Here is a 21,998-nt window from a genome sequence, read left to right on the forward strand (position 1 = left end):
TGCCCCGGAGCTACGGCGCCTGCGGACGTGGCTCAGTTGGTAGAGCATCACCTTGCCAAGGTGAGGGTCGCGAGTTCGAATCTCGTCGTCCGCTCGACGTGGGGGATCTTCCCGAACCCCCGCTGTGTTGGTGGAGTGGCCGAGAGGCGAGGCAACGGCCTGCAAAGCCGTCTACACGGGTTCAAATCCCGTCTCCACCTCCAAGGACGATTAGCTCAGCGGGAGAGCGCTTCCCTGACACGGAAGAGGTCACTGGTTCAATCCCAGTATCGTCCACTGGACCCGACAGGGTTCTGGAGTAGGAATCCCGCGCGATTAGCTCAGCGGGAGAGCGCTTCCCTGACACGGAAGAGGTCACTGGTTCAATCCCAGTATCGCGCACGCGTCACCCGCACGACCGAGGACGATTAGCTCAGCGGGAGAGCACTTCCCTGACACGGAAGGGGTCACTGGTTCAATCCCAGTATCGTCCACGCGCAGCACACCGAGGGCCGGAAGCCGATGGGCTTCCGGCCCTCGGCCGTTGTGGGCGCCCGCTGTCCGCGGGCGCCTGCCGTCAGGACGAGAAGAGCATGTGCGCGAAACCGCGGTGACCGTGCCCGCCGTAGTGGCCGCCGTGCTGCGGGGCGCCCCAGGCCGGGCCGGGCGGCTGCGGGTACGCCTGCTGCTGCGGATAGGCGGGCGGCGCCGGGTACGCCTGCGGGGGCGGGGCCTGCTGGCTCCACGTGCCCTCCAGTCGCGTCAGCGTCTCCAGTTCGCCGTAGTCGAGGAAGATGCCGCGGCAGTTGCCGCACTGCTCGATCTGGACGCCGTTGCGGTTGTACGTCTGCATGTGGCCATGACACTTGGGGCAGACCATGGTCGATTCAACTCCTCGCGGTGTTCGGTCCGGTCACCCTAGTGCGGCGATCCGGCCGCAGGCGGTGACGAGTTCGGATTCGGCCTCGTCCAACTCCCGGCCGGTCAGGGCGGCTTTGGCGACGGCGAGCGCGGCGGTCTGCACGGCGAGCGCCCTGGCGGGGACGTCCAGCCGCGGCCACGGATCGCCGTCCGCCGGTACGGCGCTGCCGCCCGCGGACCGGTAGGCGGTCAGGAAGCGGTCCCACGCGTCCGGGTCGAGCAGCCCCGCCGCGAACCACATCGCGGGGCGGGCCAGGTCCCAGGCGGGGTCGCCGGTGCCGAGGTCGTCGATGTCGATCAGCAGCCAGCGGCCGTCGGCGGCGGTGTGCCGGACGAGCTGTCCCAGGTGCAGGTCGCCGTGGCAGAGCGCGGCAGGTCCCTCGTGGGGCGCCTCGTCCCGCGCCGGGGCGGGCAGCCGCTCCCACGCGGCCCGTACGGTCCGGCTCGCGGCACTCTCACCGCCCGTCGCCGCCACGGCCTTGTCGAGCCGCGCCATCGCGCGGGCGGCCTTCGCGGGGCCGGCCATCGCCGGCAGCGGCCCGGGCAGCAGCCGCGGGTCCACCGTGTGCAGCCGTGCCAGCAGTACGCCCGCCGCCGCCCAGGGCGCCGCGGCCGGGTCGTCGCGGTCGACGGCCGTACCGTACGGCCAGACCGTGACGGGGCGGCCGGCCAGGGTGCCGAACGGCGCTTCCTGGTCCGAGGAGGTCGCGGTCGGCGGGAGGTACGGCGGCAGGAGGATGCCGCGCAGGAGGGGGTGGGCGGCGACGGCGAGCCGCCGGGCCAGTACGGCCGGGTCGGTGCCGGGCGGGTGCGCCTTGGCGACGGTGTCGGCGACCCGGACGACGGTGCCGTCGGCGCGGTCGGCCACCACGACGACCGTGTCGTCGTCGCTGCCGTCGCTCGCGCCGCGTTCTCCGCCCCGGGCGGCGCGTGCGTGCTCCGCGAGGGCGGCGATCAGCGCGTCGTCGGCGCCGGTGAACGCCTCGGTCATCGTGTGTCCACCCCTGTCACTCCCCCGTGTCCTGCTCCCCGTCCGGCGGGCACCCGCGGGGTGCGGGGCCCGCCGCCGGAAAAGCGCAATGCCCGAGTATCTTGCGATACCCGGGCAAACGCAGTCGTCCGCCGTACCCCCGTCCCCACGGGGTGTTCACCGGTATGTCCCCGGCCCGGACCGCTCTTCCGGGCCTGGAGCGTTGTGTCAGCGCCCCATCAGGCCGGCTACGGACGACGCCTGTGTGACCACCGCGTCCACTCCGCCGAAGAAGTAGGCGAGCAGGGCGGCCAGCGGCAGCACCATCGCCGCCGCCACCAGCGGATGCCGGGGCCCGGTCGGACGGCCGCCGACGCTCTCCCTGCCACCGCGCACGGCACGCGCGGTGCGGATCACCGTGTTCGCCATGGCCCTCTCCGGGGTGTGCTGTGGTCGGATCTTGTGTTGTCGGTTCACTGTTCGGATCTGGGGGCGGCGGACGTTTGACCTCGGGGGACGAGTGCTGCGCCCGCCGCTTGACCTCAACATTAGGGGCGCTGCACGGGCCGGTCGTCACCCCCTCGTACCGCTTTCCTGGCCTCCCGGAGGATGACGGATACCGTCACGGATACTCCCCTGGGTGGAGGAGAGGGCCTACGTCTCCAGGGGGATCCCGGAGGGGTCGGGGCGGCGTCGCCGGTGCGGCGGGCGGCGCGGCCGTAGTGGTCCGTACCGGCCCCGGGCGCTCAGACCGCCTGCTCGTCCTCGCGCGGCACCGGCTGCTCGACCAGCGCCAGGACGCGGGTGGCCATGAAGCGCGCGGTACGTACCACCGCGCCGTTGCGGGTGACTTCACTCACTTCCACGACACCTCTGCGTACCGCCGTTTCCACCCTGCGGCCCGCTCTGGTGGCGATGACCTCATAGGTGCGGGTGGTGTCCCCCGCGTCGACGACTATCTCCACACGATCACCTTTCACGGCGTCATTCCCCCTTGGCAGACGGACCGTTGGCGAGGTGGGAGCGGTACTGACGGCCCGTCGGACGGGCTCCGCTCCCACCTCTCAAGGATCCCACCGGGCACTGACAATTAGCGGCCCCGCGCCTGCGGGGCATCAGCGCACGGGGGGACTTGAGTCCGTAAGCTGTGGGCGGCCGACCAGCGGCCGGTCAGTTCAGCGGAGTGGGGCCTCCCCCACCGGAGGCAGGGGACGGACGGACATGGCGATGATGCGGCTCCGGCGCGAGGATCCGCGGGTCGTCGGCGCGTTCCGGCTGCACCGGCGGCTGGGTGCGGGCGGCATGGGCGTGGTGTATCTGGGCGCGGACAAGCGCGGGCAGCGCGTCGCGCTCAAGGTGATCAGGCCCGAGCTGGCCGAGGACCAGGAATTCCGCTCGCGGTTCGCACGCGAGGTGTCCGCCGCGCGGCGGATCCGCGGCGGCTGCACGGCGCGGCTGGTCGCGGCCGATCTGGAGGCCGAACGCCCCTGGTTCGCCACCCAGTACGTGCCCGGACCCTCGCTGCACGACAAGGTCGCCGAGGGCGGCACGCTGCCCGCCGCCGAGGTCGCCTCGATCGGCGCGGCACTCGCCGAGGGCCTGGTGGCGGTGCACGAGGCCGGGGTGGTACACCGCGACCTCAAGCCGTCCAACATCCTGCTGTCGCCCAAGGGGCCGCGGATCATCGACTTCGGTATCGCGTGGGCGACCGGGGCGAGCACGCTGACGCACGTCGGTACGGCGGTCGGCTCGCCCGGCTTCCTCGCGCCCGAGCAGGTGCGCGGCGCGGCCGTCACGCCGGCCACCGACGTCTTCGCCTTCGGCGCCACTCTCGCGTACGCGGCGACCGCGGACTCGCCCTTCGGGCAGGGCAGTTCCGAGGTGATGCTCTACCGGGTGGTGCACGAGGAGCCCGATCTCGCCGGGGTGCCCGACGCGCTCGCGCCGCTGGTCTACGCGTGTCTGGCCAAGGATCCGGAGGAGCGGCCGAGCACCGTGCAGCTCTCGGAGCGGCTCGCCGAGATCGCCGCGCGCGAGGCGCGAGGGATCGGCGCGCCGCGCCGGGAGGGGCTGCCCAAGGCGGCCGGGCCGCGGCCCGAGCGGCCGACCGGGCGGCGGGCCGAGGAGTACGCGGAGCAGCACACCGAGCGGCGCGTCGGCCCTGCGGGCGGCTCGACCAATGGGCGTTCCGGGCCGGCGGGTGCCGGGCCGGGGCGCGGGGCGGCGCCCTCCGTCGGGGGCCCGAACGGTACGAACGGGGCCGGTGGGGGGCGCGCGACGTCCCGTACGCCGGTGCCGCGTCCGCCGGCGCCCCGGTCCGGGGCGGGGCGGACGCCGACGCGGACGCCTGCCGGGCGGCGGACCGCGGCGGGGGCCGCTGCCACGAAGCAGCGGCTGCGGCGGCAGCGGCTTTTCGTGTTCGTCATCGTGACGCTGCTCGCGGCGGTCGTCATCGCCGCGGCGCAGGGGTGCCATCGGTTGTCCCGCGGGCTCGGGGGGGCGTGGCCTGCGGCCGGCTCTGTGGTGTCGGCCTTCTCCTGGGAGGAGGGGGCTTTCCCGGCTGCGCCGGGGGCTTCTGCTTCTGGGGGTACGGCGGCTCCGTCCGCGGAGGTGGGTGCGCCGGGGGCGCTCTGAGGGTGCCGCCTTTTTTGGGGGGTGCCACTTGCTCTCGGCCTGATGCGTGCGGGCCGTCGTGGTTGCGCGCGCAGTTCCTCGCGCCCCTGGGTGGGTGCCTCTTGCGGATGGCCTGCGCAGTGCCGGTGCGTTGAGGCTGGGCGCGCAGTTCCCCGCGCCCCTGGGTGGGTGCCTCTTGCTCGCGGCCCGATACGTGCAGGCCCGTCGTGGTTCCGCGCGCAGTTCCCCGCGCCCCTGAGGGGTGCCACTTGCGGGTGGCCCGCACGGTGGCGGCTCGGGGGGTGGCGCGGGTGGGGGGTGGTCGGTTAGGTTTCTAAGCGCTTGCTTAGGGGTCTGGTCGGGCGATCGGGAGGATGCGGCGGATGGCGGCGGAGAAGGGGTTGCGGGAACGGGTGCGGGAGTTGCTCGCGGAGCATGGTCCGGGGGCGATGGAGCCGTTGGACTTCCTGCGGGCGCGGTTCGACGCCGGGCTGGCGTGGGTGCACTTCCCCGAGGGCCTCGGTGGGCTCGGCCTGCCGCGGACGGAGCAGGCCGTGGTCGACGCCGAGCTGGCGGCGGCCGGGGCACCGGACAACGACCCGCGCCGGATCGGCATCGGCCTGGGCATGGCCGCCCCGACCATCCTGCGCTACGGCACCGAGGAGCAGAAGAGCCGCTTCCTGCGTCCGCTGTGGACCGGCGAGGAAGTGTGGTGCCAGCTCTTCAGCGAGCCGGGCGCCGGCTCGGACCTGGCGGGGCTGCGCACCCGGGCGGTGCGCGACGGCGACGACTGGGTCGTGGACGGCCAGAAGGTGTGGACCTCCAGCGCCCACAACGCCCGCTGGGCCATCCTCATCGCCCGTACCGACCCGGACGTGCCCAAGCACCGCGGCATCACGTACTTCGTGTGCGACATGACCGACCCCGGCGTCGAGGTGCGGCCGCTGCGGCAGATCACCGGCGAGGCCGAGTTCAACGAGGTGTTCCTCAGCGGCGTGCGGATTCCCGACGCGCACCGCCTCGGCGACGTCGGCGACGGCTGGCGGGTCGCGCAGACCACGCTGATGAACGAGCGGGTCGCGATCGGCAGCGGCCAGGCCGTACCGCGCGAGGGCGGCATGATCGGCACCGTCGCCGCGACCTGGCGCGAACGCCCCGAGCTGCGCACGCCGGAGCTGCACGACCGGCTGATGCGGCTGTGGGTGGAGGCGGAGGTCGCCCGGCTGACCGGCGAGCGGGTACGGCAGCAGCTCGCGCACGGCGCCCCGGGCCCGGAGGGCTCGGGCCTCAAACTGGCCTTCGCGCGGCTCAATCAGCAGATCAGCGGCCTGGAGGTGGAGCTGCTCGGCGAGGACGGGCTGCGCTACGGCGACTGGACGATGGTCCGGCCACAGATCGTCGACTTCTACGGCCGCGACGCGGGCTACCGCTATCTGCGCGCCAAGGGCAATTCGATCGAGGGCGGCACGTCCGAGATCCTGCGCAACATCGTCGCCGAGCGCGTACTCGGCCTGCCCTCGGAGCCCCGTACCGACAAGGACGCCGCCTGGAAGGACCTCCCCCGATGACCACCGCTCCCGATCTGCTCTACTCCGACGTCGAGGACGACCTGCGGGCCGCCGTGCGCGACGTGCTCGCCGACCGCTGCCCGCCGTCCGCCGTCCTGGCCGCCGTCGAGACGGCGACGCCGTACGACCCGGAGCTGTGGCGGGTGCTCGCCGTCGAACTCGGGCTCGCCGGGCTGCTGGTGCCCGAGAAGCTCGGCGGCCAGGGCGCGTCGGCGCGCGAGGCCGCCGTCGTCCTCGAAGTGCTCGGCGGCGGCGCCGTGCCGGTGCCCTTCCTCGGCAGCGCCGTCCTCGCCACGACCGCGCTGCTCGGCTGCGACACCGAGGACGCGGGGGTGGCCGCGCTGCTCGGCCGGCTCGCCGCCGGTACGGCGACGGCCGCCCTCGCCGTCCCGCTGTCCGCGGCCACCGGCGGCGCCTTCCCCACCGCCGTACGGGCGGACGCCGGCGGAGTGCTGACCGGCCGCGTCACCAGCGTCGCGGACGCGCTCGCCGCCGACACGTACGTCGTCCCCGCTGTCGGCCCCGACGGGCCCGGCCTGTACGAGGTCGCCGCGGCCGACGTGCCGGCCGTACGGCCGGTGCCGCTCGACCTCACCCGGCCGCTGTCCGACCTCGATCTGTCCGGTGTCACCGGGCGGCCGCTGCCCTCCGCCGACGCCGCAGCCGCGCTGGACCGCGCCCTCCTCACCGGGGCCGGGCTGCTGGCCTCCGAGCAGTTGGGCGTCGCCCAGTGGTGCCTGGACGAGACCGTTCGCTATCTCGGTGAGCGGCACCAGTTCGGGCGGGTCGTCGGCTCCTTCCAGTCGCTCAAGCACCGGCTCGCCGATCTCTGGCTGGAGGTCGTCTCCGCGCGGTCCGCCGCGCGGGGCGCCGCCGATTCCCTGGCCTCGGGTGCGTCCGACGTGGACGTCGCCGTCTGTGTCGCGCAGGCGTACGTGGCGGCCGTCGCCGTGCGTGCCGCCGAGGAGGCTTTGCAGTTGCACGGTGGCATCGGGATGACCTGGGAGCATCCGCTCCACCTTTTCCTCAAGCGGGCCAAGGCGGACGAAATCGCTTTCGGCACGCCGGGGTTGCACCGCGCCCGCCTGGCCGACCTCGTCGGCCTGCCCCGCCCGACCTAGCCACCCGGCGGTGGGCGCCTGATCGCTCCCGCTGGGGTATCTGAGGTCTCCTGCGGAGGACGGTGCCTCTCCGGGGGTGGGGTGCCTGATGTCTCCTGCGGAGTGCGGTGAGTCAGGTCTTTTAGGGGCGCGGGGAACTGCGCGAGCAACCCACCACCGGCCCGGTGGTCGCAAAACAAACAGCATCTGCCCCGCTGGGGGCGGTTTTTGACCCGCGCCACGGATGTGGCTGAGCGCGCAGTTCCCCGCGCCCCTAAAGGGGCACCCTCCTCCGCCGGGGGGGCGGGTCAGAGGCGGGTGGCGTAGAAGGCTACGGCGGAGGCGGCGGCGACGTTGAGGGAGTCGACGCCGGCGGACATCGGGATGCTGACCCACTCGTCGGCAGCCCGAAGAGCGTCGACGGAGAGCCCGTCCCCCTCGGTGCCGAGCATGAGAGCGAGCCTGCCGTAGCGCCGAGCGGCCAGCTCGGGGAGGGTGATCGCCTTGTCGGCGAGACAGAGAGCGGCGGTGACGAAGCCCTGCCGCCGAAAGCGTTCGATGTCCTTGGGCCAGGATTCGAGGCGGGTCCAGGGCACTTGGAGTACGGCGCCCATGGAGACCTTGACCGCGCGCCGGTAGAGCGGGTCGGCGCAGCGCGGCGAGAGGAAGACGGCGTCCACGCCGAGGGCCGCGGCACTGCGGAAGGCGGCGCCGAGATTGGCGTGGTCGACGATGTCCTCGAAGATCGCCACGCGCCGCCCCTCGTCCCGCGCGGGGGCCGCGTCGAGGAGTTCATCGACGGCGGGGAGCGGTTTGCGCTGCATGGAGGCGAGGGCGCCGCGGTGCACGTGGTAGCCGGTGACCTGCTCGGCGAGGGCCGGCGTGACGGCGTACACGGGCGCGGGCACCTCCTCGATCACGTCGCGCATGACGTCCACCCACTTGGCGGACAGCAGCATCGACCGCATCCGGTAGCCGGCGTCCCGGGCCCGCCTGATCACCTTCTCGCCCTCGGCGATGAACAGGCCCTCTGCGGGCTCGCGGCGGCGCCGCAGCTCCACATCGGTGAGCGAGGTGTAGTCGTGCAGCCGCGGATCGTCCGGGTCGTCGATCGTGATCAGCTCAGCCACGGTCCGTACCCACGTGCTCGCCGCCGACGGTGACCACGTCGCCGATCACGATGACGGCCGGGGGACGTACGCCCTCGGCGGTGACCGTCTCCGCGACGGTCGCGAGTGTGGCGTCCACCCGGCGCTGGGCCGCGGTCGTCCCCTCCTGGACCACGGCGACCGGCGTCCGCTCCGGCCTGCCGCCCGCGACGAGGGCGGCGGCGATCGGGCCGATCCGTTCGACGGCCATCAGCAGTACGAGGGTGCCGCGCAGCCGTGCCAGGGCGGGCCAGTCGACCAGTGAGCGCGGGTCGTCGGGCGCGACATGGCCGCTGACCACGGTGAACTCATGGGCCACGCCGCGGTGCGTGACGGGGATGCCGGCCGCGCCCGGCACGCTGATGGAGCTGGAGATGCCGGGGACGACGGTGACCGCGATACCCGCGGCGGCCAGCGCCTCGGCCTCCTCCATGCCGCGGCCGAAAACGTACGGGTCGCCGCCCTTGAGCCGGACGACGGCCCTGCCCGCCTTCGCGTGCTCGATCAGCGCCGCGTTGATGGCCTCCTGGGCCATCGCCCGGCCGTACGGGATCTTCGCCGCGTCGATCACCTCGACGTGCGGCGGCAGTTCGTCCAGCAGGTCGCGCGGGCCGAGGCGGTCGGCGATCACGACGTCCGCCTCGGCGAGGAGGCGGCGGCCCCTGACCGTGATCAGGTCCGGGTCGCCCGGGCCGCCGCCGACGAGGGCGACGCCCGCCGTACGGGCCCGGTGGCGGGGCGCCACCAAGGTGCCGTCCCGCAGCCCTTCGACGACGGCGTCACGTACCGCCGCCGAGCGGCGTGGGTCGCGGCCGGTCAGCACCGCCACCGTCACGCCGTCGGTGCGGCCGGTCGCCGGGGTCCACGCGGTGGCGGCGTCGGCGTCGTCGCTGCGCACGCACCACACCCGGCGGGACTCCGCCTCGGCGGAGGCGGCGGCGTTCGCCTCGGTGTCCGTGCTCGCGATCAGGGCGTACCAGGCGCCCTCCAGGTCGCCGTCCCGGTAAGCCCGGCGCTCCCAGCGCAGCTCGCCCGTGTCCGCCATCGCCTCCACCGAAGGTGTCGCCGTCGGCGACACCAGGACGATGTCCGCACCCGCCGACACCAGCGCCGGGAGCCGCCGCTGGGCCACCTGGCCGCCGCCGATCACCACGACCCGCCGTCCGGCGAGGCGGAGACCCACGGGGTACGCGGGTGCGTCCTTGCGATCCATTCCGGTACGGCTCCTTCTGCTCGGCGCGCTTCGCGCTGATCCTATGATCCGGGCCGGACCCGCGCCGTTCCTGTCCACCGCGCCATCGTGGCCGGGCGCGCAGTTCCTCCCCCAGCGCCCAAGGGGGTGCCACACGCGGTGGCTCCCTCGGCCGGCGCGCCGTCGTGATCGCGCGCGCAGTTCCTCCCCCAGCTACCGCTGGGGGTGCCCCCAGCGCCCCTTGAGGGCGTGCCCTCTGCCCAGGGGCGCGGGTGCGGCCCGGAGGGCTACTTCTCGGTGACGCCCGCCGCGTCGAAGGTGGCGACCTCGTGCATGACGCGGGCCGCGCTCTGGACCAAGGGCAGCGCCAACAAAGCTCCGGTGCCCTCGCCGAGGCGGAGGTCGAGGTCGACCAGGGGGCGCAGGCCCAGGGTGGTGAGGGCGGCGACGTGGCCGGGTTCGGCGCTGCGGTGGCCCGCGATGCAGGCGGCGAGGACCTCGGGGGCGATGGCGCGGGCCACCAGAGCGGCGGCGCCGGCGCTGACCCCGTCGAGGATGACGGGGGTGCGCAGGGCGGCGGCGCCGAGCAGGAGGCCGACCATGGCAGCGTGTTCGAGCCCGCCGATCGCGGAGAGCACCCCGATGGGGTCACCGGGATCGGGCCGGTGCAGGTCCAGGGCGCGCCGGACCACCTCCACCTTGCGGGAGTGCATCTCGTCGTTGATGCCGGTGCCGCGCCCGGTCACCTCGGCCGGGTCGGCGCCGGTGTAGACGGCGATGAGCGCTGCCGAGGTCGTGGTGTTGGCGATGCCCATCTCCCCGGTGAGCAGCGCCTTGTTGCCGGCCGCGACGAGATCGCGCGCGGTCTCGATGCCGACCTCGATGGCGCGCAGCGCCTCTTCCCTGCTCATCGCGGGGCCCGCGGTGAAGTCCGCGGTGCCGGCCCGGACCTTGCGGGGCAGCAGCCCCGGGGTGCTGGGCAGTTCGGAGGCGACGCCGACGTCCACGACGCACACCTCGGCGCCGACCTGATTGGCGAAGGCGTTGCAGACGGCGCCGCCGCCGAGGAAGTTGGCGACCATCTGGCCGGTGACCTCCTGCGGCCAGGCCGTGACGCCCTGGGCGTGCACACCGTGGTCGCCGGCGAAGATCGCGACCGCCGCGGGCTCCGGGATCGGCGGCGGGCACTGCCGCGAAAGCCCGCTGAGCTGCGCGGAGATGATCTCCAGCATGCCGAGCGCGCCCGCGGGCTTGGTCATCCGCTTCTGCCGCTCCCACGCCTCGCCGAGCGCCTTGGCGTCCAGCGGGCGGATGCCGCGCAGCGTCTCCTCCAGCAGGTCGTGCGGCTGCTCGCCGGGCAGTGCCCGGTTGCCGTACTCCTCCTCGTGCACGACCCAGGACAGCGGGCGCCGCTGCGACCAGCCGGCCTGCATCAGCTCGGGCTCTTCGGGGAATTCGTCGACGTAGCCGACGCAGAGGTAGGCGACGACCTCCAGATGCTCGGGCAGGCCGAGTTCCGCGACCATCTGGCGCTCGTCGAAGAAGGAGACCCAGCCGACGCCGAGCCCCTCGGCCCGGGCGGCGAGCCAGAGATTCTCCACGGCGAGCGCGGAGGAGTACGGCGCCATCTGCGGCTGGGTGTGCCGGCCGAGGGTGTGCCGGCCGCCGCGCGTGGGGTCGGCGGTCACCACGATGTTCACCGGGGTGTCGAGGATCGCCTCGATCTTCAGCTCGCGGAACTGCCGGGCCCGGCCCTTGGGCAGCGACTTGGCGTACGCCTCCCGCTGGTGCATGGCCAGTTCGTGCATCTTCTCGCGGGTCTTCTCGGACCGGATGACGACGAAGTCCCACGGCTGGGAGTGCCCGACGCTGGGCGCGGTGTGCGCCGCCTCCAGGACGCGCAGCAGGACGTCGTGCGGGATCGGGTCGGAGCGGAAGCCGTTGCGGATGTCGCGCCGCTCGCGGATCACGCGGTGCACGGCGTCGCGGACGGCGGGCTCGTACGCCTCCGCGGCGGCCGACTGCCGTGCCGCCGCGGGCTCGGCCGCCGGCGACTCCGCGACGGGCTCGGCGACGGGCTCCGTGACGGCTTCGGCGACGCTTTCGGCGGCGGGCGGCGCCGACTGCCCGGCGGCCGGGGCCGGTTCGGGTCCGGCGACGGCTTCCGGCGCGGCGGGCGCGGGGGTGCCCTGCGGCGGCGTCTGCTGCGGGGCGACGGCCACCGGCACGGCCTCGGGCAGCGGCGCGGCGGCCGTTACGACCTCCACGGGCTCCAACGGCCCCTCCTCAGGGGCGTCTTGGGCCTCGGCTCGGACCTCCACGGGGGCCCCGGCCTGCTCGGCCGGCTCCACGGGCGCCTGCCCCTGGGCCACGTCCTGGAACTGCTCCGACCCCTGCGCCTGGGCGCTCTGGGCGTCCCGCGCCTCCTGGACCGGTACGAAGCCGGGTTCCGCGGCCGGCATGGGAGCCGGTACGGGGGCTGACGCGGCGGCCGGCGCGGGAGTCTGCTCGGGTGCGGCGGTCCCGGCGACCGGCGCGGCCACCGGAGCGGGCGCCTGCGCGGGAATGGCCGCCGCGGGCGCCGCGGGCACGGGCGCCCCGGGTACGGCCTCGGCAGCGGGCGCCGCGGGCGCGGCCGGCTGCTCCGGCAGGTCGTCCGCGAGGAAGGACCGCAGCGGGTCGGCCGACTGCGCCGGGATCGCGCTGTCCGCGTGCGGGATCAGCGACTGCTGCGACGCCTCGGGGGCGGCGGGCGCCGCCGGCCAGGCACCGGCCGGTTCGCCCTCGGCGGCGGCCTGCACCGGGCTCGCGGCGGGCACCCCGGAGGCGGGGGTCCGGTCGGGCTCGCCCGTCTGCTGCGCGGGAATCCCGGAGGTGTCGTCCTGCGGCACGTCCAGGTATTCGGGTCCCGATGTCGGCGGCCCCGAGACCCGTACCGGGGTCGGCACCGGCGGCTGGGCGTGCGCGGGGCCGCGGTCGGCGAGGGAGCGTACGGACACACCGCCGCCGAGGCTGTCCGGCATCGGCGGGCCCATGTGCAGCGGGCGGCGCGGTGCGGCGTTCTGCGCGCCGAGCGGCTGGCCCCCGACCGGCTGCGGCGCGGCCTCCGGTTCGTCCGCGGCGGCGAGCGGGGCGCCGGCGGCGGGCAGGTCGGCGATCGGCACATCGGCGACCTGCGCGGGTGCCGCGGCCGGCTCCGTACCGGTGTCGAGGCCGTAACCGCCCACCGGGGCGTCGGCGGGAGCGGGGGCCGCGCCCTCGAAGTGCGCGCCGGGCACCGGCTGCTGCTCCAGGGCCTGCGGCGGGAGCACCGCGGCGTAGTCGATGGAGCCGGAGTCGCGTCCGCCGACCTCGTGGGCGTCGGCCTGCACCGGTACGGGCGGCTGCGGCGGCACGGGCTGCGGGTCGCTCCACGAGCCCTGCGGCCCGGGCATCAGCAGCACGTCCTCCTCGTCGTCGATGCCCGCGCCGGGGGCGGCGGGCTGGTCGAGGAAGGTGTAGGTCGGCGCGCCCTGGTCGGGAAGCGGTTCCGTCCCCCAGCCCGGCGCGGACGGCTGCGGTACGGCGGTGCCGGGAAGGTCGGGGTGCGGCAGGCGAGCCGCCTCCCCGACTGCGTTCTCCGGCAGCCCCTCGCCGGGGATCCGACCGGTGTCCGTCATGCGTGCCCCTCGCCCATCGGTTTCGCTTCCAGCGCCGCGCCGCGCGGCCCGTGCCCCGCGCGCGGCAGTGACGATCGCGCGGAGCGGCGGGCACGTCGCCGCCGGGCGCCGCAATCCTCGACGACCCGTCAACGCACGACGACGGCACAACGATCCGCCAGCCTACCCCGCTCGGCGCGTCCGGCCGCCCGGTGGTCCGCACCTCGGGACCCACCGCGTACCATGCCCGAACACACCGCTCCGACCGGCGGAAACACCGTCCGCACGGCCCTTTGTGATCATGAACAGGTCAGCGGCGCGTACCGCAAAGAGCGAAGGTCACCGAGCGTTCCCGCTCGACCCACTCGGAATCCAGTTCGACGGATTGCACGAGCGCGCGTTCGACGTCGTAACCGCCCTCCTCCAGCGCCCTGCTGACGGCTTCCGCCTCGTCCCTGGTGTCGGCGTCGGTCACGATCCGTTCCGGCCTGCGGGCCGCACACGCGGCGGTCACCTCGGCGTCGGCGTGGCCGATCCGTACCGCGTCGGGCTCCGGCAGATCGTCCAGCACGGCGGGTGCGGTGCCGTGCACGACCTGGAGTTGGACGCCGCTGCGGCGGCCGGTGGCGGTGATCCAGTCGCAGGCGTCGGCGTCCTTGTCGACGGCGATGACGGCGGCGCCGAAGCGGGCCGCCTCGACGGCGACCGCGCCGTCCGCGGAGCCGATGTCCCACACGAGGTCGCCGGTGCGCGGGCCGAGCCGGGCGAGCTGGAAGGCGCGCAGCTGCGCCGAGGTGTGGCCGCCGTATTCGGTGGAGGGAAGCGCCCAGCCGCGTACGGGACCGGGGAAGTTGGGGTCGCGGCCGGCGATCCAGCCGCCGCCGCGCTCGGAGGACTGGCCGCCGAGGCCGGTGACGCCGGGCGCGGTGGAGGTGGTGCCGCCGACGACGAGCACCACATTGGGGTCGCGCCAGATGTGGTCGGCGACATTGTCGGAGGTGAGAACCGTCACCTCCTCCTGGTCGGTGCCCAGCGCCTCGCAGATGACGAAGGTGCGGTGGACTCCGGTGAGCAGCAGGGAGAGTTCGACCGGGCCCGCGCCGGGCGCGGTGAGGACGGCGACCTTGGGGTAGGCGCGGCAGACGTTGACCGCGCGGCGCAGGGTGCGGCTGTGCGCGACGACCACACGGGCGTCGTCCCACGGCATGCCGGCCCGGGCGAAGGCGGTGGCGACGGCGGAGACGCCGGGGATGACCTCGATCTCCAGACCGTGTTCCGGGGCCCGCAGGGCGCGCACCACACCGAAGAAGCCGGGGTCGCCGTCGGCCAGGACGACGGCGCTGCCGCGGTGCTTGACGATCCGGCGGGCGGCGATCTCGATACTGCCCAGCACGATCCGCTCGGCGTGCTCGGGAACGTCGGGCAGCGCGAGATGGTGCTTGGCGCCCGCCACGAGGGTGGCGGCGTTCAGTGCGGCGCGGGCGGCGTCGGACGGGGGTGAGCCGTCCCATCCGATCACGGTGACCCGGTCGGCCATCGTCGTCTGCCTCCATGGCGTGTGCGGAGCACTGCGGATCACAACGGAACCCGCGACGGCACGGCGGCACGGTCCCGGGGTGAGAGAACACTATCCGGGCGGCGCTCCCCGCGGACGGGGGGTGGGGCGTACGACGAGGGGCGGGGCGTACGCGGACGCCGCCGGCCGGCGGACCCGCCGGGGTGCGGTCAGCGCCAGTCGGCGTACGCGCCGAAGTCCGCCTGGGCGTCGTAGCCGCCGTCGCCCGCGCCGCTGCCCGGCAGGTCCTCCAGGTCCTCCGGGAGCACGCTCCACACCAGCAGGTCGGTGCGGATCTCCGCCCACCGGCCGTCCTCGGTCTGGCTGCGGACGATGCCGGCGTTGCGCAGCACGCCCTCGCTCACGCAGCCGATCTTCTGCGCGACCTGCTGGGAGGCGGTGTTGTCCGCGGCGGTGCGCAGTTCGAGCCGCTCGAAGCGCTGGTCGTCGAAGAGCCAGTGGCAGACCGCCTGCACCGATTCACTCGCGTAGCCCTCGCCGCGGGCCCAGGCGGCGGTGAGATAGCCCACCTCGGTGCCGCGGATCCGCCAGTCGGTGTTCTGCAGGTGGACGGTGCCGACCAGCCGCTGGGTGAGGAATTCGGTGACGGCCAGCACGATGCCGCGCCCGGACGCGCGCTCGGCGGGCGCGGCCCTGGTGATGAAGTCGCGGGCGTCGTCGAGCGAGTACGGCTGCGGCACGCCCGTCCACGCGGTGACCAGCTCGTCGTTCATCATCTCCGCCAGCGCGGGGATGTCCGCCTCCTCGTACGCGCGCAGCACCAGCCGCTCCGTACTGATGGAGATGTCCGGAAAGGTGGGCGTCATTCGCTGCTCCGTAACCAGGGCATGTGTGGATTGCACAGCATGCAGCATCCTGCGCGGCTTCGTCCGAGCAGGGTCGCCGGGGCGGGAGTGGGGTGCGCGGCGGCGAACGCCCTTCCAGAGTAGGGCGAATGCCGGTCAGGGCGGGTATCCGTGAACGTCATCCGATCCTGCTACCGTCAGCCCGCGTGACAGTGCACCACGCAGCAGGAGTCGGCTATCAGCGGGCGGCGGAGGTCTACGAGAGCTCCCGGCCCTCCTATCCGCTCGCCGCGCTCGCCGCGCTCGCGGACGCGTTGCCCCTGGAGGCGGGCCGCACCGTGGTCGATCTCGGCGCGGGCACCGGAAAGTTCACCCGTCTGCTGGCACTGACCGGCGCCGAGGTGCTCGCGGTGGAGCCGGTCAAGGAGATGCGGGAGCGGCTGGCGGAGCTGCTGCCCGCGGTCGCGGTGAACGGCGGTACGGCGGAGGCCACGGGGCTGCCCGACGGCTGCGCGGACGCGGTGGTGGCGGCGCAGTCCTGGCACTGGTTCGAGGAGCCGGCCGCGCTCGCGGAGGTGGAGCGGCTGCTGCGGCCGGGCGGCGCGCTGGCCCTGGTGTGGAACACCTTCGACACCGCGGAGCCCTGGATGCGGGACTTTCAGGACATCTACTTCCGGCTCGCGCCGCGCGATCTGCCGCGCCCGCCGCTGTCGTCGGGGCCGGGCGACCCGAACGCCGGATGGCGGGCGCCCTTCGCGGCGCGGCCCGGCTGGGGCCGGATCGAGGAGCGGCACTGGCCCAATCCGCACTCCACGACGGTCGCGGACATCGTGGACCGGATGATGTCCTCCAGCCACATCGCGGTGCTGGACGGTACGGCGCAGGCCCGGGTGCGCGCCGAACTGGAGGCGGTGCTCGGCGCGCACGACGCGACCCGCAGCAGCGGCGCGATCGAGATGCCGTACGTGACGGACGTGTACTGGGTGCGGCACGGCTGATCCGTCCGGCACCCGCCGGAAGCGACGAAGGGTCCCGCACGGCGTGCGGGGCCCTTCGTGTCGGCCCTTTGCGTCGGCCCTTCGTGCGTGCGTCAGGACGCCGGGGCACCGAAGGCGGGGATCACCGAGCCCTTGAAGGTGTTCTGGATGTACGTCTTCACCTCGGGCGAGTTGAGCAGCTCGGCGAGCTTCTCGACGCGGGGGTCCTTCTCGTTGCCCTTCTTGACGGCCAGGAAGTTGGCGTACGGATTGCCGTCCGCCTTCTCCAGTACGAGCGCGTCCTTGGCGGGGTCGAGGTGGCCCTGGATCGCGAAGTTGCCGTTGATGACACCGGCGTCCACGTCGTCCAGCGAGCGCGGCAGCTGAGCGGCCTCCAGCTCCTTGAACTTCAGGTGCTTGGGGTTGCCGGTGACGTCGGCGGGAGTCGCGGTCTGGTCGGTGCCCGCCTTGAGGGTGATCAGGCCGTTGTCGGCGAGCAGCTTCAGGGCGCGCGCCTCGTTGGTGGTGTCGTTGGGCACCGCGACGCTCGCGCCGTCCTTGAGGTCGCCGATCGCCTTGATCCTGTGCGAGTAGACGCCGAGCGGCTCCAGCTCCACATTGACGACGGGCACGATGTGGGTGCCGTTCTTCTTGTTGAAGTCGTCGAGGTAGGGCTTGTGCTGGAAGAAGTTCGCGCCGACCTCGCCCTGTTCGGTGGCGGTGTTGGGCAGCACGTAGTCGGAGAATTCCTTGACCTGGAGGTCGAGACCGGCCTTCTTGGCCAGGTGGTCGCGGACGTAGTCCAGGATCTGGGCGTGCGGGGTGGGGCTGGCGGCGACGACCAGCGGGCCGCTCGCGTTCTTGCCGCCGGAGCCCGAGCCGGAGCCGGAGTCCGAGCCGCAGGCGGTCAGGCCGACGGTGAGGGCGGTGGCCGCGAGGACGGTGGCGGTGATGGCGGTGTTCCTGCGCACGAAAAGTGCCTCTTTCTCTGGTGTCCCGGGTGTCCCGGGTTCTTCTCCGGGTGGTACGGCCCCGCCACGTCGCGGGGTCAGCGGGAAGGAAGGGTCAGGAGGTCGCGGCGGGGCGCAGCAGCCGCAGCCGGGGCGCGGCGCCGGAGCGGCCCCGGCGGGCGACGGCTCGGGCCGCGAAGTCGCCGGCGAGCTGGACGAGCGTGACGGCCACGGCCAGCACGGCGACGATCACCCACATGAAGCCGGTCTCGAAGCGCTGGTAGCCGTAGCGCAGCGCGAGGTCGCCGAGTCCGCCGCCGCCGACCACGCCCGCCATCGCGGAGTAGCCGATGAGCGCGATGACGGTGGTGGTGACGCCCGCGATCAGTGACGCCAGTGACTCGGGCAGCAGCACCTTGCGGACCACCGTCGACGTACTGCCGCCCATCGCCTGGACGGCTTCGACCAGGCCGTGGTCGACCTCGCGGACGGCGGTCTCGACCAGCCGCGCGAAGAACGGGATGGCGCCGACGGCCAGCGGCACGACGGCGGCCTGCCAGCCGATGGTGGTGCCGACGATCATGCGGGTGAAGGACATCAGCGCGATCATCAGGATGACGAACGGCAGCGACCTGCCGACGTTCACGATGACGCCGAGGATCCGGTTGACCGGCAGACAGCGCAGCAGTCCGCCGCGGTCGGTGAGGACCAGCAGCACGCCGATCGGCAGACCGGCGGCCACGGATATCACCGCGGACCAGGCGACCATGCGCAGCGTCTCGCCGCCGGCCTGGGTGAGCAGCGGGTGCATCTCGGACCAGGTCACTTGGCCGTCTCCTTCACCGTGGAGACCGGTGCCGGCGCCGGTACGGGCGCGGCCACGGGGTCGGTCACGGACACGGGGCCGGTCACGGGCACGGCTTCGGGCGCGTCCGGGACCACCGCGACGTCCAGTCCCTGCTCGCGCAGGTAGCCGATCGGCACCACGTTGTCCTCGAAGCGGCCCGGCAGCTCGATCCGCATCCGGCCGATCTGCCGTCCGTCGTAGGTCTCCATGGCGGCGCCGAGGATGGAGATGTCGACGTTGTACGTCCTGGCCAGTTGCGAGATCACCGGCCGGGTGGCGCTGTCGCCGTGGAAGGTGAGGTCGACCACCGTACGGTCCGGGCCGGATGCCTGACCGCCGACCGGGAAGAGTTCACCGGCCAGCTCCGAGCCGGGGGTGGCCAGCAATTCCGCCACGGTGCCGGATTCCACCACGCGTCCGCCCTTCATCAGTGCCGCCGAGTCGCAGACCTGCTTGACGACGTCCATCTCGTGGGTGATCAGCAGCACGGTCAGGCCGAGCTGCCGGTTGAGGTCGCGCAGCAGCCGCAGCACCGAGCGGGTGGTCTCCGGGTCGAGCGCGGAGGTGGCCTCGTCGGAGAGCAGCACCTTGGGGTCGCCGGCCAGCGCGCGGGCGATGCCGACGCGCTGCTTCTGGCCGCCGGAGAGCTGCGCGGGATAGGCGCGGGCCTTGTCGGACAGCCCCACCAGGTCGAGGAGTTCGCCGGCCTTGCGGGCCCGGGCGCGGCCGGAGACGCCGAGGATCTCCAGCGGGAGTTCCACGTTGTCCTGCACGGTGCGCGAGGAGAGCAGGTTGAAGTGCTGGAAGACCATGCCGATGCCGGCGCGGGCCGCGCGCAGCGCGGCGGGGGCGCGGTCGGAGCGGCCGGCCAGCGCGGTCAGGTCGCGGCCCGCCACCTCGACAGTGCCGGAGGTGGGGCGTTCCAGCAGGTTCACGCAGCGGATCAGGGTGCTCTTGCCGGCGCCGCTGCGGCCGACGACGCCGTAGACCTCGCCTTCGCGCACCCCCAGGTCCACCCCGTCCAGGGCGGTGACCTCACGGTCGCGCGAGCGGTAGACCTTTCTCAGGTCGGTGGTGGTGATCACAGAAGCGTCCATCACTGTCGAGCGCGCGGCGGACGTACCGCCGCACGCGGGGCATTTCGGCTGGGGGGACGCGGCACGCGGCAGCACGCCGGATGACGGCGGCGCTACGGGGTCCGGCGGCGCTCGGGGCGCTGCGCGGTGGCGTGACGCGGGGCACTCGCTTCGGGGCGCGAGGCGCGGGAACGGGCCCTCAGTCAGTCACACATTCGACACGCACGACGAACACCGGGCGTGATCGCCTCGGTCGCGCGGCTGCGGCTGTTCGTCGTGGTCATGCGGTCCAGTAAAGCAGAAGGACGGTCGAGTCCCGAAATCCGGTCCGATTGTTCATTATGCGGACACACACGCGGCCCGCCAGGGGTGGGGAGAAGCGGGGGAAACGCTCCGTAATAGAGTCACCGCATGCTCGACGCGGTCCTCATCACGGTCTCGGTCACGGCGCTGCTGCTCGCGGCGTGGTGCGGCGTCGCGGCGCTGCGTGACCAGCCGACCAATGACTGGCACTTCGTCGCGATGGGCGTGGTGACGGTGGCCGCGCTGGTCCAGCTGGTGATCTCGATCGTGCAGCTCGCGCACGGCGACCGGCCGCAGCACGGGATGGCGGTCTTCCTTCCCTATCTGGTCGGCGCGGCGCTGGTGATTCCCGCGGCGGCCTTCATGTCCCTTGCCGAGCGCACCCGTTGGGGCTCGGCGATCGTCGCGGCGGGCGGGCTGATCCTGGCCGTGCTCGAACTGCGGCTCAACGAGATCTGGGGAGCCGGCCATGGCTGACGGCACGCGCGTATCGACCACGAAGGGCGGGGACGGGATGACGGACGACGCGGGCAGCGGGCACACTCCGGACGACGCCGAGGCGCAGGCGCCGAAGGTGCGGATCGGGCAGGGCCCGGGCAGGCTGCTGCTCTCGCTCTACGCGGTCTTCACCGTCGCGGCGCTGTCCCGGTCGATCGTGCAGATCGCCACCAAGTACCACGACGCGCCGCTGGCCTATGTGCTGTCGGGGGTCGCGGGCGTGGTCTACGCGGTGATCACCGTCGCGCTGTGGAAGGGCGGCGAGCAGGCCCGCCGGGTGGCGCTGGTGTGCTGCTCCGCGGAGCTGGCCGGGGTGATCGCGGTCGGCACCCTGACGCTGGTGGATTCCTCCGCCTTCCCCGACGCGACCGTCTGGTCGGACTTCGGGGTCGGCTATGTCTTCCTGCCGCTGGCCCTCCCGGTGGCCGGTCTGCTGTGGCTGCGGCGTGCCGCGCGCGGGGCGGGGCAGCGGCGGGAACAGCAGACCGGTTCCGAGGCGTAAGGCGTCATACGTCAGGCGCAGGAGGGGACGGGGTCAGGCGGTGGCCGCGTAGCCGGCGGTGACGGCGGCCTTCTCCATGGTCACCAGGCTCAGCCGGCGGCTGACCGGCTCCGCGACGCCCACCTGCTCGTAGCCGAGCTTGCGGTACATCCGCAGATTGACCTGGCTGCGGTGGCCGGTGAAGAGCCGGTAGCGCTTGGCCTCCTCCTCCGCCGCGAGCCGCTCCTCGACGGCGCTGAGCAGCCGTCCGCCGAGCCCGTGCCGCTGGAGCCGCGGGTGGACGATCAGTTTGCCGATCCGGGCGGTGCCGTCCTCGTCGACGGTGCCGCGTACCGAGCCCACGACCTCCTCGCCCAGGCGCGCCACCAGGACGCACCCTTCGGCGAGTTCGGCGCGCAGCCCGTCCAGGGTCTGGGTGAGCGGTTCGATGCTGTAGTCGCCGTACAGCTCCGCCTCGCTCTGGTAGCAGAGGTACTGGAGTTTGAGGATCTTCTCGGCGTCCGAGTGCTCCGCCGTAGAGATGGTCACGCTCATGCCCATGCGCGCAGGCCTCCCCTTCGAATCCGTCCGGGCAGTTTGAGGGTGAGGTGTGCGCCCGGGACGAGTGCCTGAACGGAGGTTGGTGCGGATATGCGCCGCCTCCGTGGCGCCGATGATCGCACAAACCCACCGGTGGGGTACCGCCTGCGCGTCACCCGCTTCAGTCTCGTACGGGCGTGCCAAGGGTGCCCACTGCCGCCGACTGTTTACCGTGCATTACCCCGTCCCACCGGGGATCCAACCCTCGAATTCAGGATCGTCCGAAGACAGCCGAGGCACCGGGAGCGCAGCGGCCCGATGCTGCCCTGTGAGATTCCCAACTCGCGGGAGATTTCCCGGTAAGTGGGGTCGGAGCGGGACATCAGGGCCGTGACGACCTGGGGGCAGCGGCCGGGCAGCCGGCCGACCGCGGCGCGCACGGCGCGGTGCCGCTCGGCGGCCAGCACCAGCTCCTCCACCTCGCTCCCCGCGGTCGGCGGACCTGCGCCCTCCGGGTCGCCGCACTCCTCGTACGGCCGCTCGCTGCGGATCCGCCGGACGTGGCCGCGGACCTCGGCGCGGACGGCGCGGCGCACCCATCGGTCCGGCTCGGGCGGCGGACCGCCCAGCTCCAGCAGCCGCAGCCACACCGCCTGCTCCAGATCGGCGGCCTCGATCCCGCCGGGCAGCGCCTCGGCGGCGGCCTCCGCCGCCAGCAGCGGCCTGATCAGGGTGTACGCGGGGAAGTCGGCGGACTCTGCGGGCGTCATGGGGATCTGCATATCCGTCCGCACGCGACGGCCGCGCCCGGCGGTTGCCGGGCGCGGCCGTTTTCA

20 protein-coding genes and 5 tRNA genes are annotated in these 21,998 nt (G+C 73.6%); 11 read left to right on the top strand and 14 right to left on the bottom strand.

Annotated features, from left to right (window positions below; all coding sequences use genetic code 11):
- The first annotated feature begins 21 nt into the window (after positions 1–21).
- The 5 genes from BM076_RS09220 (at position 22) to BM076_RS09240 (ending at position 473) form a co-directional block, all read left to right on the top strand.
- Positions 22–94, top strand: a tRNA-Gly gene (locus BM076_RS09220).
- A 35-nt stretch (positions 95–129) separates the two neighbouring features.
- Positions 130–203 (top strand) — tRNA-Cys (locus BM076_RS09225).
- A 1-nt stretch (position 204) separates the two neighbouring features.
- Positions 205–276: transfer RNA gene (locus BM076_RS09230), tRNA-Val, on the top strand.
- A 33-nt stretch (positions 277–309) separates the two neighbouring features.
- Positions 310–381, top strand: a tRNA-Val gene (locus BM076_RS09235).
- A 20-nt stretch (positions 382–401) separates the two neighbouring features.
- A tRNA-Val gene (locus tag BM076_RS09240) sits at positions 402–473 on the top strand.
- Between the two features lie 83 nt (positions 474–556).
- Here BM076_RS09240 and BM076_RS09245 read toward each other — a convergent pair.
- From BM076_RS09245 to BM076_RS09260, 4 genes are all read right to left on the bottom strand, one after another.
- Positions 557–859 carry a TFIIB-type zinc ribbon-containing protein gene (locus BM076_RS09245; RefSeq protein WP_093712931.1) on the bottom strand — a complete coding sequence of 101 codons (303 nt, stop codon included), beginning with the start codon at positions 857–859 and terminating at the stop codon, positions 557–559.
- A gap of 33 nt (positions 860–892) precedes the next feature.
- Positions 893–1,891, bottom strand: a complete 999-nt coding sequence (locus BM076_RS09250; RefSeq protein ID WP_093712932.1) for a phosphotransferase — start codon at positions 1,889–1,891, stop codon at positions 893–895.
- 207 nt (positions 1,892–2,098) lie between these two features.
- Positions 2,099–2,299, bottom strand: a complete 201-nt coding sequence (locus BM076_RS09255; RefSeq protein ID WP_093712933.1) for a hypothetical protein — start codon at positions 2,297–2,299, stop codon at positions 2,099–2,101.
- A gap of 317 nt (positions 2,300–2,616) precedes the next feature.
- Positions 2,617–2,850, bottom strand: a complete 234-nt coding sequence (locus BM076_RS09260) for a hypothetical protein (protein ID WP_093712934.1) — start codon at positions 2,848–2,850, stop codon at positions 2,617–2,619.
- A gap of 241 nt (positions 2,851–3,091) precedes the next feature.
- Here BM076_RS09260 and BM076_RS09265 point away from each other — a divergent pair, with 241 nt between their 5' ends.
- The 3 genes from BM076_RS09265 (at position 3,092) to BM076_RS09275 (ending at position 7,172) form a co-directional block, all read left to right on the top strand.
- A complete protein-coding gene (locus tag BM076_RS09265) occupies positions 3,092–4,504 on the top strand; it encodes a serine/threonine-protein kinase (protein ID WP_093712935.1) in 1,413 nt (470 codons plus the stop codon).
- 362 nt (positions 4,505–4,866) lie between these two features.
- Complete coding sequence (locus BM076_RS09270) at positions 4,867–6,051, top strand: acyl-CoA dehydrogenase family protein (RefSeq protein ID WP_093712936.1); 1,185 nt, start codon at positions 4,867–4,869, stop codon at positions 6,049–6,051.
- On the top strand, positions 6,048–7,172 hold the full coding sequence (locus BM076_RS09275) for an acyl-CoA dehydrogenase family protein (protein WP_093712937.1): 1,125 nt from the start codon (positions 6,048–6,050) through the stop codon (positions 7,170–7,172). Before BM076_RS09270 ends, BM076_RS09275 begins: the two co-directional genes overlap by 4 nt.
- 287 nt (positions 7,173–7,459) lie before the next feature.
- Here the strand turns inward: BM076_RS09275 and BM076_RS09280 are convergent, their stop codons facing one another.
- The 5 genes from BM076_RS09280 to BM076_RS09300 all read right to left on the bottom strand — a co-directional run bounded on the left by BM076_RS09280 (position 7,460) and on the right by BM076_RS09300 (position 15,511).
- Positions 7,460–8,281 (bottom strand): TrmH family RNA methyltransferase, encoded by an 822-nt coding sequence (locus tag BM076_RS09280; RefSeq protein ID WP_093712938.1) that lies wholly within the window; start codon positions 8,279–8,281, stop codon positions 7,460–7,462.
- Positions 8,274–9,512: a uroporphyrinogen-III C-methyltransferase gene (cobA, locus tag BM076_RS09285; RefSeq protein WP_093712939.1), complete on the bottom strand. Its 1,239-nt coding sequence runs from the start codon at positions 9,510–9,512 to the stop codon at positions 8,274–8,276. The genes BM076_RS09280 and cobA overlap by 8 nt, the downstream gene beginning before the upstream one ends.
- A gap of 266 nt (positions 9,513–9,778) precedes the next feature.
- Entirely contained in the window at positions 9,779–13,150 is a 3,372-nt protein-coding gene (gene cobT, locus BM076_RS09290) for a nicotinate-nucleotide--dimethylbenzimidazole phosphoribosyltransferase (RefSeq protein ID WP_093712940.1), read from the bottom strand.
- A 289-nt stretch (positions 13,151–13,439) separates the two neighbouring features.
- Complete coding sequence (gene cbiE / locus BM076_RS09295; RefSeq protein ID WP_093712941.1) at positions 13,440–14,666, bottom strand: precorrin-6y C5,15-methyltransferase (decarboxylating) subunit CbiE; 1,227 nt, start codon at positions 14,664–14,666, stop codon at positions 13,440–13,442.
- A gap of 188 nt (positions 14,667–14,854) precedes the next feature.
- Positions 14,855–15,511, bottom strand: a complete 657-nt coding sequence (locus BM076_RS09300) for a GNAT family N-acetyltransferase (RefSeq protein WP_093712942.1) — start codon at positions 15,509–15,511, stop codon at positions 14,855–14,857.
- Positions 15,512–15,696: 185 nt separating this feature from the next.
- Between BM076_RS09300 and BM076_RS09305 the strand changes: the two genes are divergently transcribed.
- On the top strand, positions 15,697–16,488 hold the full coding sequence (locus tag BM076_RS09305) for a class I SAM-dependent methyltransferase (RefSeq protein WP_177246385.1): 792 nt from the start codon (positions 15,697–15,699) through the stop codon (positions 16,486–16,488).
- A gap of 92 nt (positions 16,489–16,580) precedes the next feature.
- Here the strand turns inward: BM076_RS09305 and BM076_RS09310 are convergent, their stop codons facing one another.
- The 3 genes from BM076_RS09310 to BM076_RS09320 form a co-directional block, all read right to left on the bottom strand.
- The gene (locus tag BM076_RS09310; RefSeq protein WP_093712944.1) at positions 16,581–17,438 is read right to left on the bottom strand and encodes a MetQ/NlpA family ABC transporter substrate-binding protein; all 858 of its coding nucleotides are present in this window, start codon (positions 17,436–17,438) and stop codon (positions 16,581–16,583) included.
- A gap of 94 nt (positions 17,439–17,532) precedes the next feature.
- A complete protein-coding gene (locus BM076_RS09315) occupies positions 17,533–18,243 on the bottom strand; it encodes a methionine ABC transporter permease (RefSeq protein WP_093712945.1) in 711 nt (236 codons plus the stop codon).
- Entirely contained in the window at positions 18,240–19,349 is a 1,110-nt protein-coding gene (locus BM076_RS09320) for a methionine ABC transporter ATP-binding protein (protein ID WP_177246386.1), read from the bottom strand. The genes BM076_RS09315 and BM076_RS09320 overlap by 4 nt, the downstream gene beginning before the upstream one ends.
- 402 nt (positions 19,350–19,751) lie before the next feature.
- Here BM076_RS09320 and BM076_RS09325 point away from each other — a divergent pair, with 402 nt between their 5' ends.
- Positions 19,752–20,120: a hypothetical protein gene (locus BM076_RS09325; RefSeq protein ID WP_093712947.1), complete on the top strand. Its 369-nt coding sequence runs from the start codon at positions 19,752–19,754 to the stop codon at positions 20,118–20,120.
- 37 nt (positions 20,121–20,157) lie between these two features.
- Entirely contained in the window at positions 20,158–20,643 is a 486-nt protein-coding gene (locus tag BM076_RS09330; protein ID WP_093712948.1) for a hypothetical protein, read from the top strand.
- Between the two features lie 33 nt (positions 20,644–20,676).
- Here the strand turns inward: BM076_RS09330 and BM076_RS09335 are convergent, their stop codons facing one another.
- A complete protein-coding gene (locus BM076_RS09335) occupies positions 20,677–21,183 on the bottom strand; it encodes a GNAT family N-acetyltransferase (protein WP_093712949.1) in 507 nt (168 codons plus the stop codon).
- A 206-nt stretch (positions 21,184–21,389) separates the two neighbouring features.
- The gene (locus tag BM076_RS09340) at positions 21,390–21,932 is read right to left on the bottom strand and encodes an RNA polymerase sigma factor (protein WP_093713037.1); all 543 of its coding nucleotides are present in this window, start codon (positions 21,930–21,932) and stop codon (positions 21,390–21,392) included.
- Between the last annotated feature and the right edge of the window lie 66 nt (positions 21,933–21,998).

Source organism: Actinacidiphila alni (genome assembly GCF_900112845.1).
Classification (GTDB): domain Bacteria; phylum Actinomycetota; class Actinomycetes; order Streptomycetales; family Streptomycetaceae; genus Actinacidiphila; species Actinacidiphila alni.

What these genes read in the sequence shown, in the direction of transcription:
- BM076_RS09245 (WP_093712931.1), bottom strand. Translation starts at nt 859, where the DNA reads ATGGTCTGCCCCAAGTGTCATGGCCACATGCAGACGTACAACCGCAAC.
- BM076_RS09250 (WP_093712932.1), bottom strand. Translation starts at nt 1,891, where the DNA reads ATGACCGAGGCGTTCACCGGCGCCGACGACGCGCTGATCGCCGCCCTC.
- BM076_RS09255 (WP_093712933.1), bottom strand. Translation starts at nt 2,299, where the DNA reads ATGGCGAACACGGTGATCCGCACCGCGCGTGCCGTGCGCGGTGGCAGG.
- BM076_RS09265 (WP_093712935.1), top strand. Translation starts at nt 3,092, where the DNA reads ATGGCGATGATGCGGCTCCGGCGCGAGGATCCGCGGGTCGTCGGCGCG.
- BM076_RS09270 (WP_093712936.1), top strand. Translation starts at nt 4,867, where the DNA reads ATGGCGGCGGAGAAGGGGTTGCGGGAACGGGTGCGGGAGTTGCTCGCG.
- BM076_RS09275 (WP_093712937.1), top strand. Translation starts at nt 6,048, where the DNA reads ATGACCACCGCTCCCGATCTGCTCTACTCCGACGTCGAGGACGACCTG.
- cobA (WP_093712939.1), bottom strand. Translation starts at nt 9,512, where the DNA reads ATGGATCGCAAGGACGCACCCGCGTACCCCGTGGGTCTCCGCCTCGCC.
- cobT (WP_093712940.1), bottom strand. Translation starts at nt 13,150, where the DNA reads ATGACGGACACCGGTCGGATCCCCGGCGAGGGGCTGCCGGAGAACGCA.
- cbiE (WP_093712941.1), bottom strand. Translation starts at nt 14,666, where the DNA reads ATGGCCGACCGGGTCACCGTGATCGGATGGGACGGCTCACCCCCGTCC.
- BM076_RS09300 (WP_093712942.1), bottom strand. Translation starts at nt 15,511, where the DNA reads ATGACGCCCACCTTTCCGGACATCTCCATCAGTACGGAGCGGCTGGTG.
- BM076_RS09325 (WP_093712947.1), top strand. Translation starts at nt 19,752, where the DNA reads ATGCTCGACGCGGTCCTCATCACGGTCTCGGTCACGGCGCTGCTGCTC.
- BM076_RS09330 (WP_093712948.1), top strand. Translation starts at nt 20,158, where the DNA reads ATGACGGACGACGCGGGCAGCGGGCACACTCCGGACGACGCCGAGGCG.
- BM076_RS09335 (WP_093712949.1), bottom strand. Translation starts at nt 21,183, where the DNA reads ATGGGCATGAGCGTGACCATCTCTACGGCGGAGCACTCGGACGCCGAG.
- BM076_RS09340 (WP_093713037.1), bottom strand. Translation starts at nt 21,932, where the DNA reads ATGACGCCCGCAGAGTCCGCCGACTTCCCCGCGTACACCCTGATCAGG.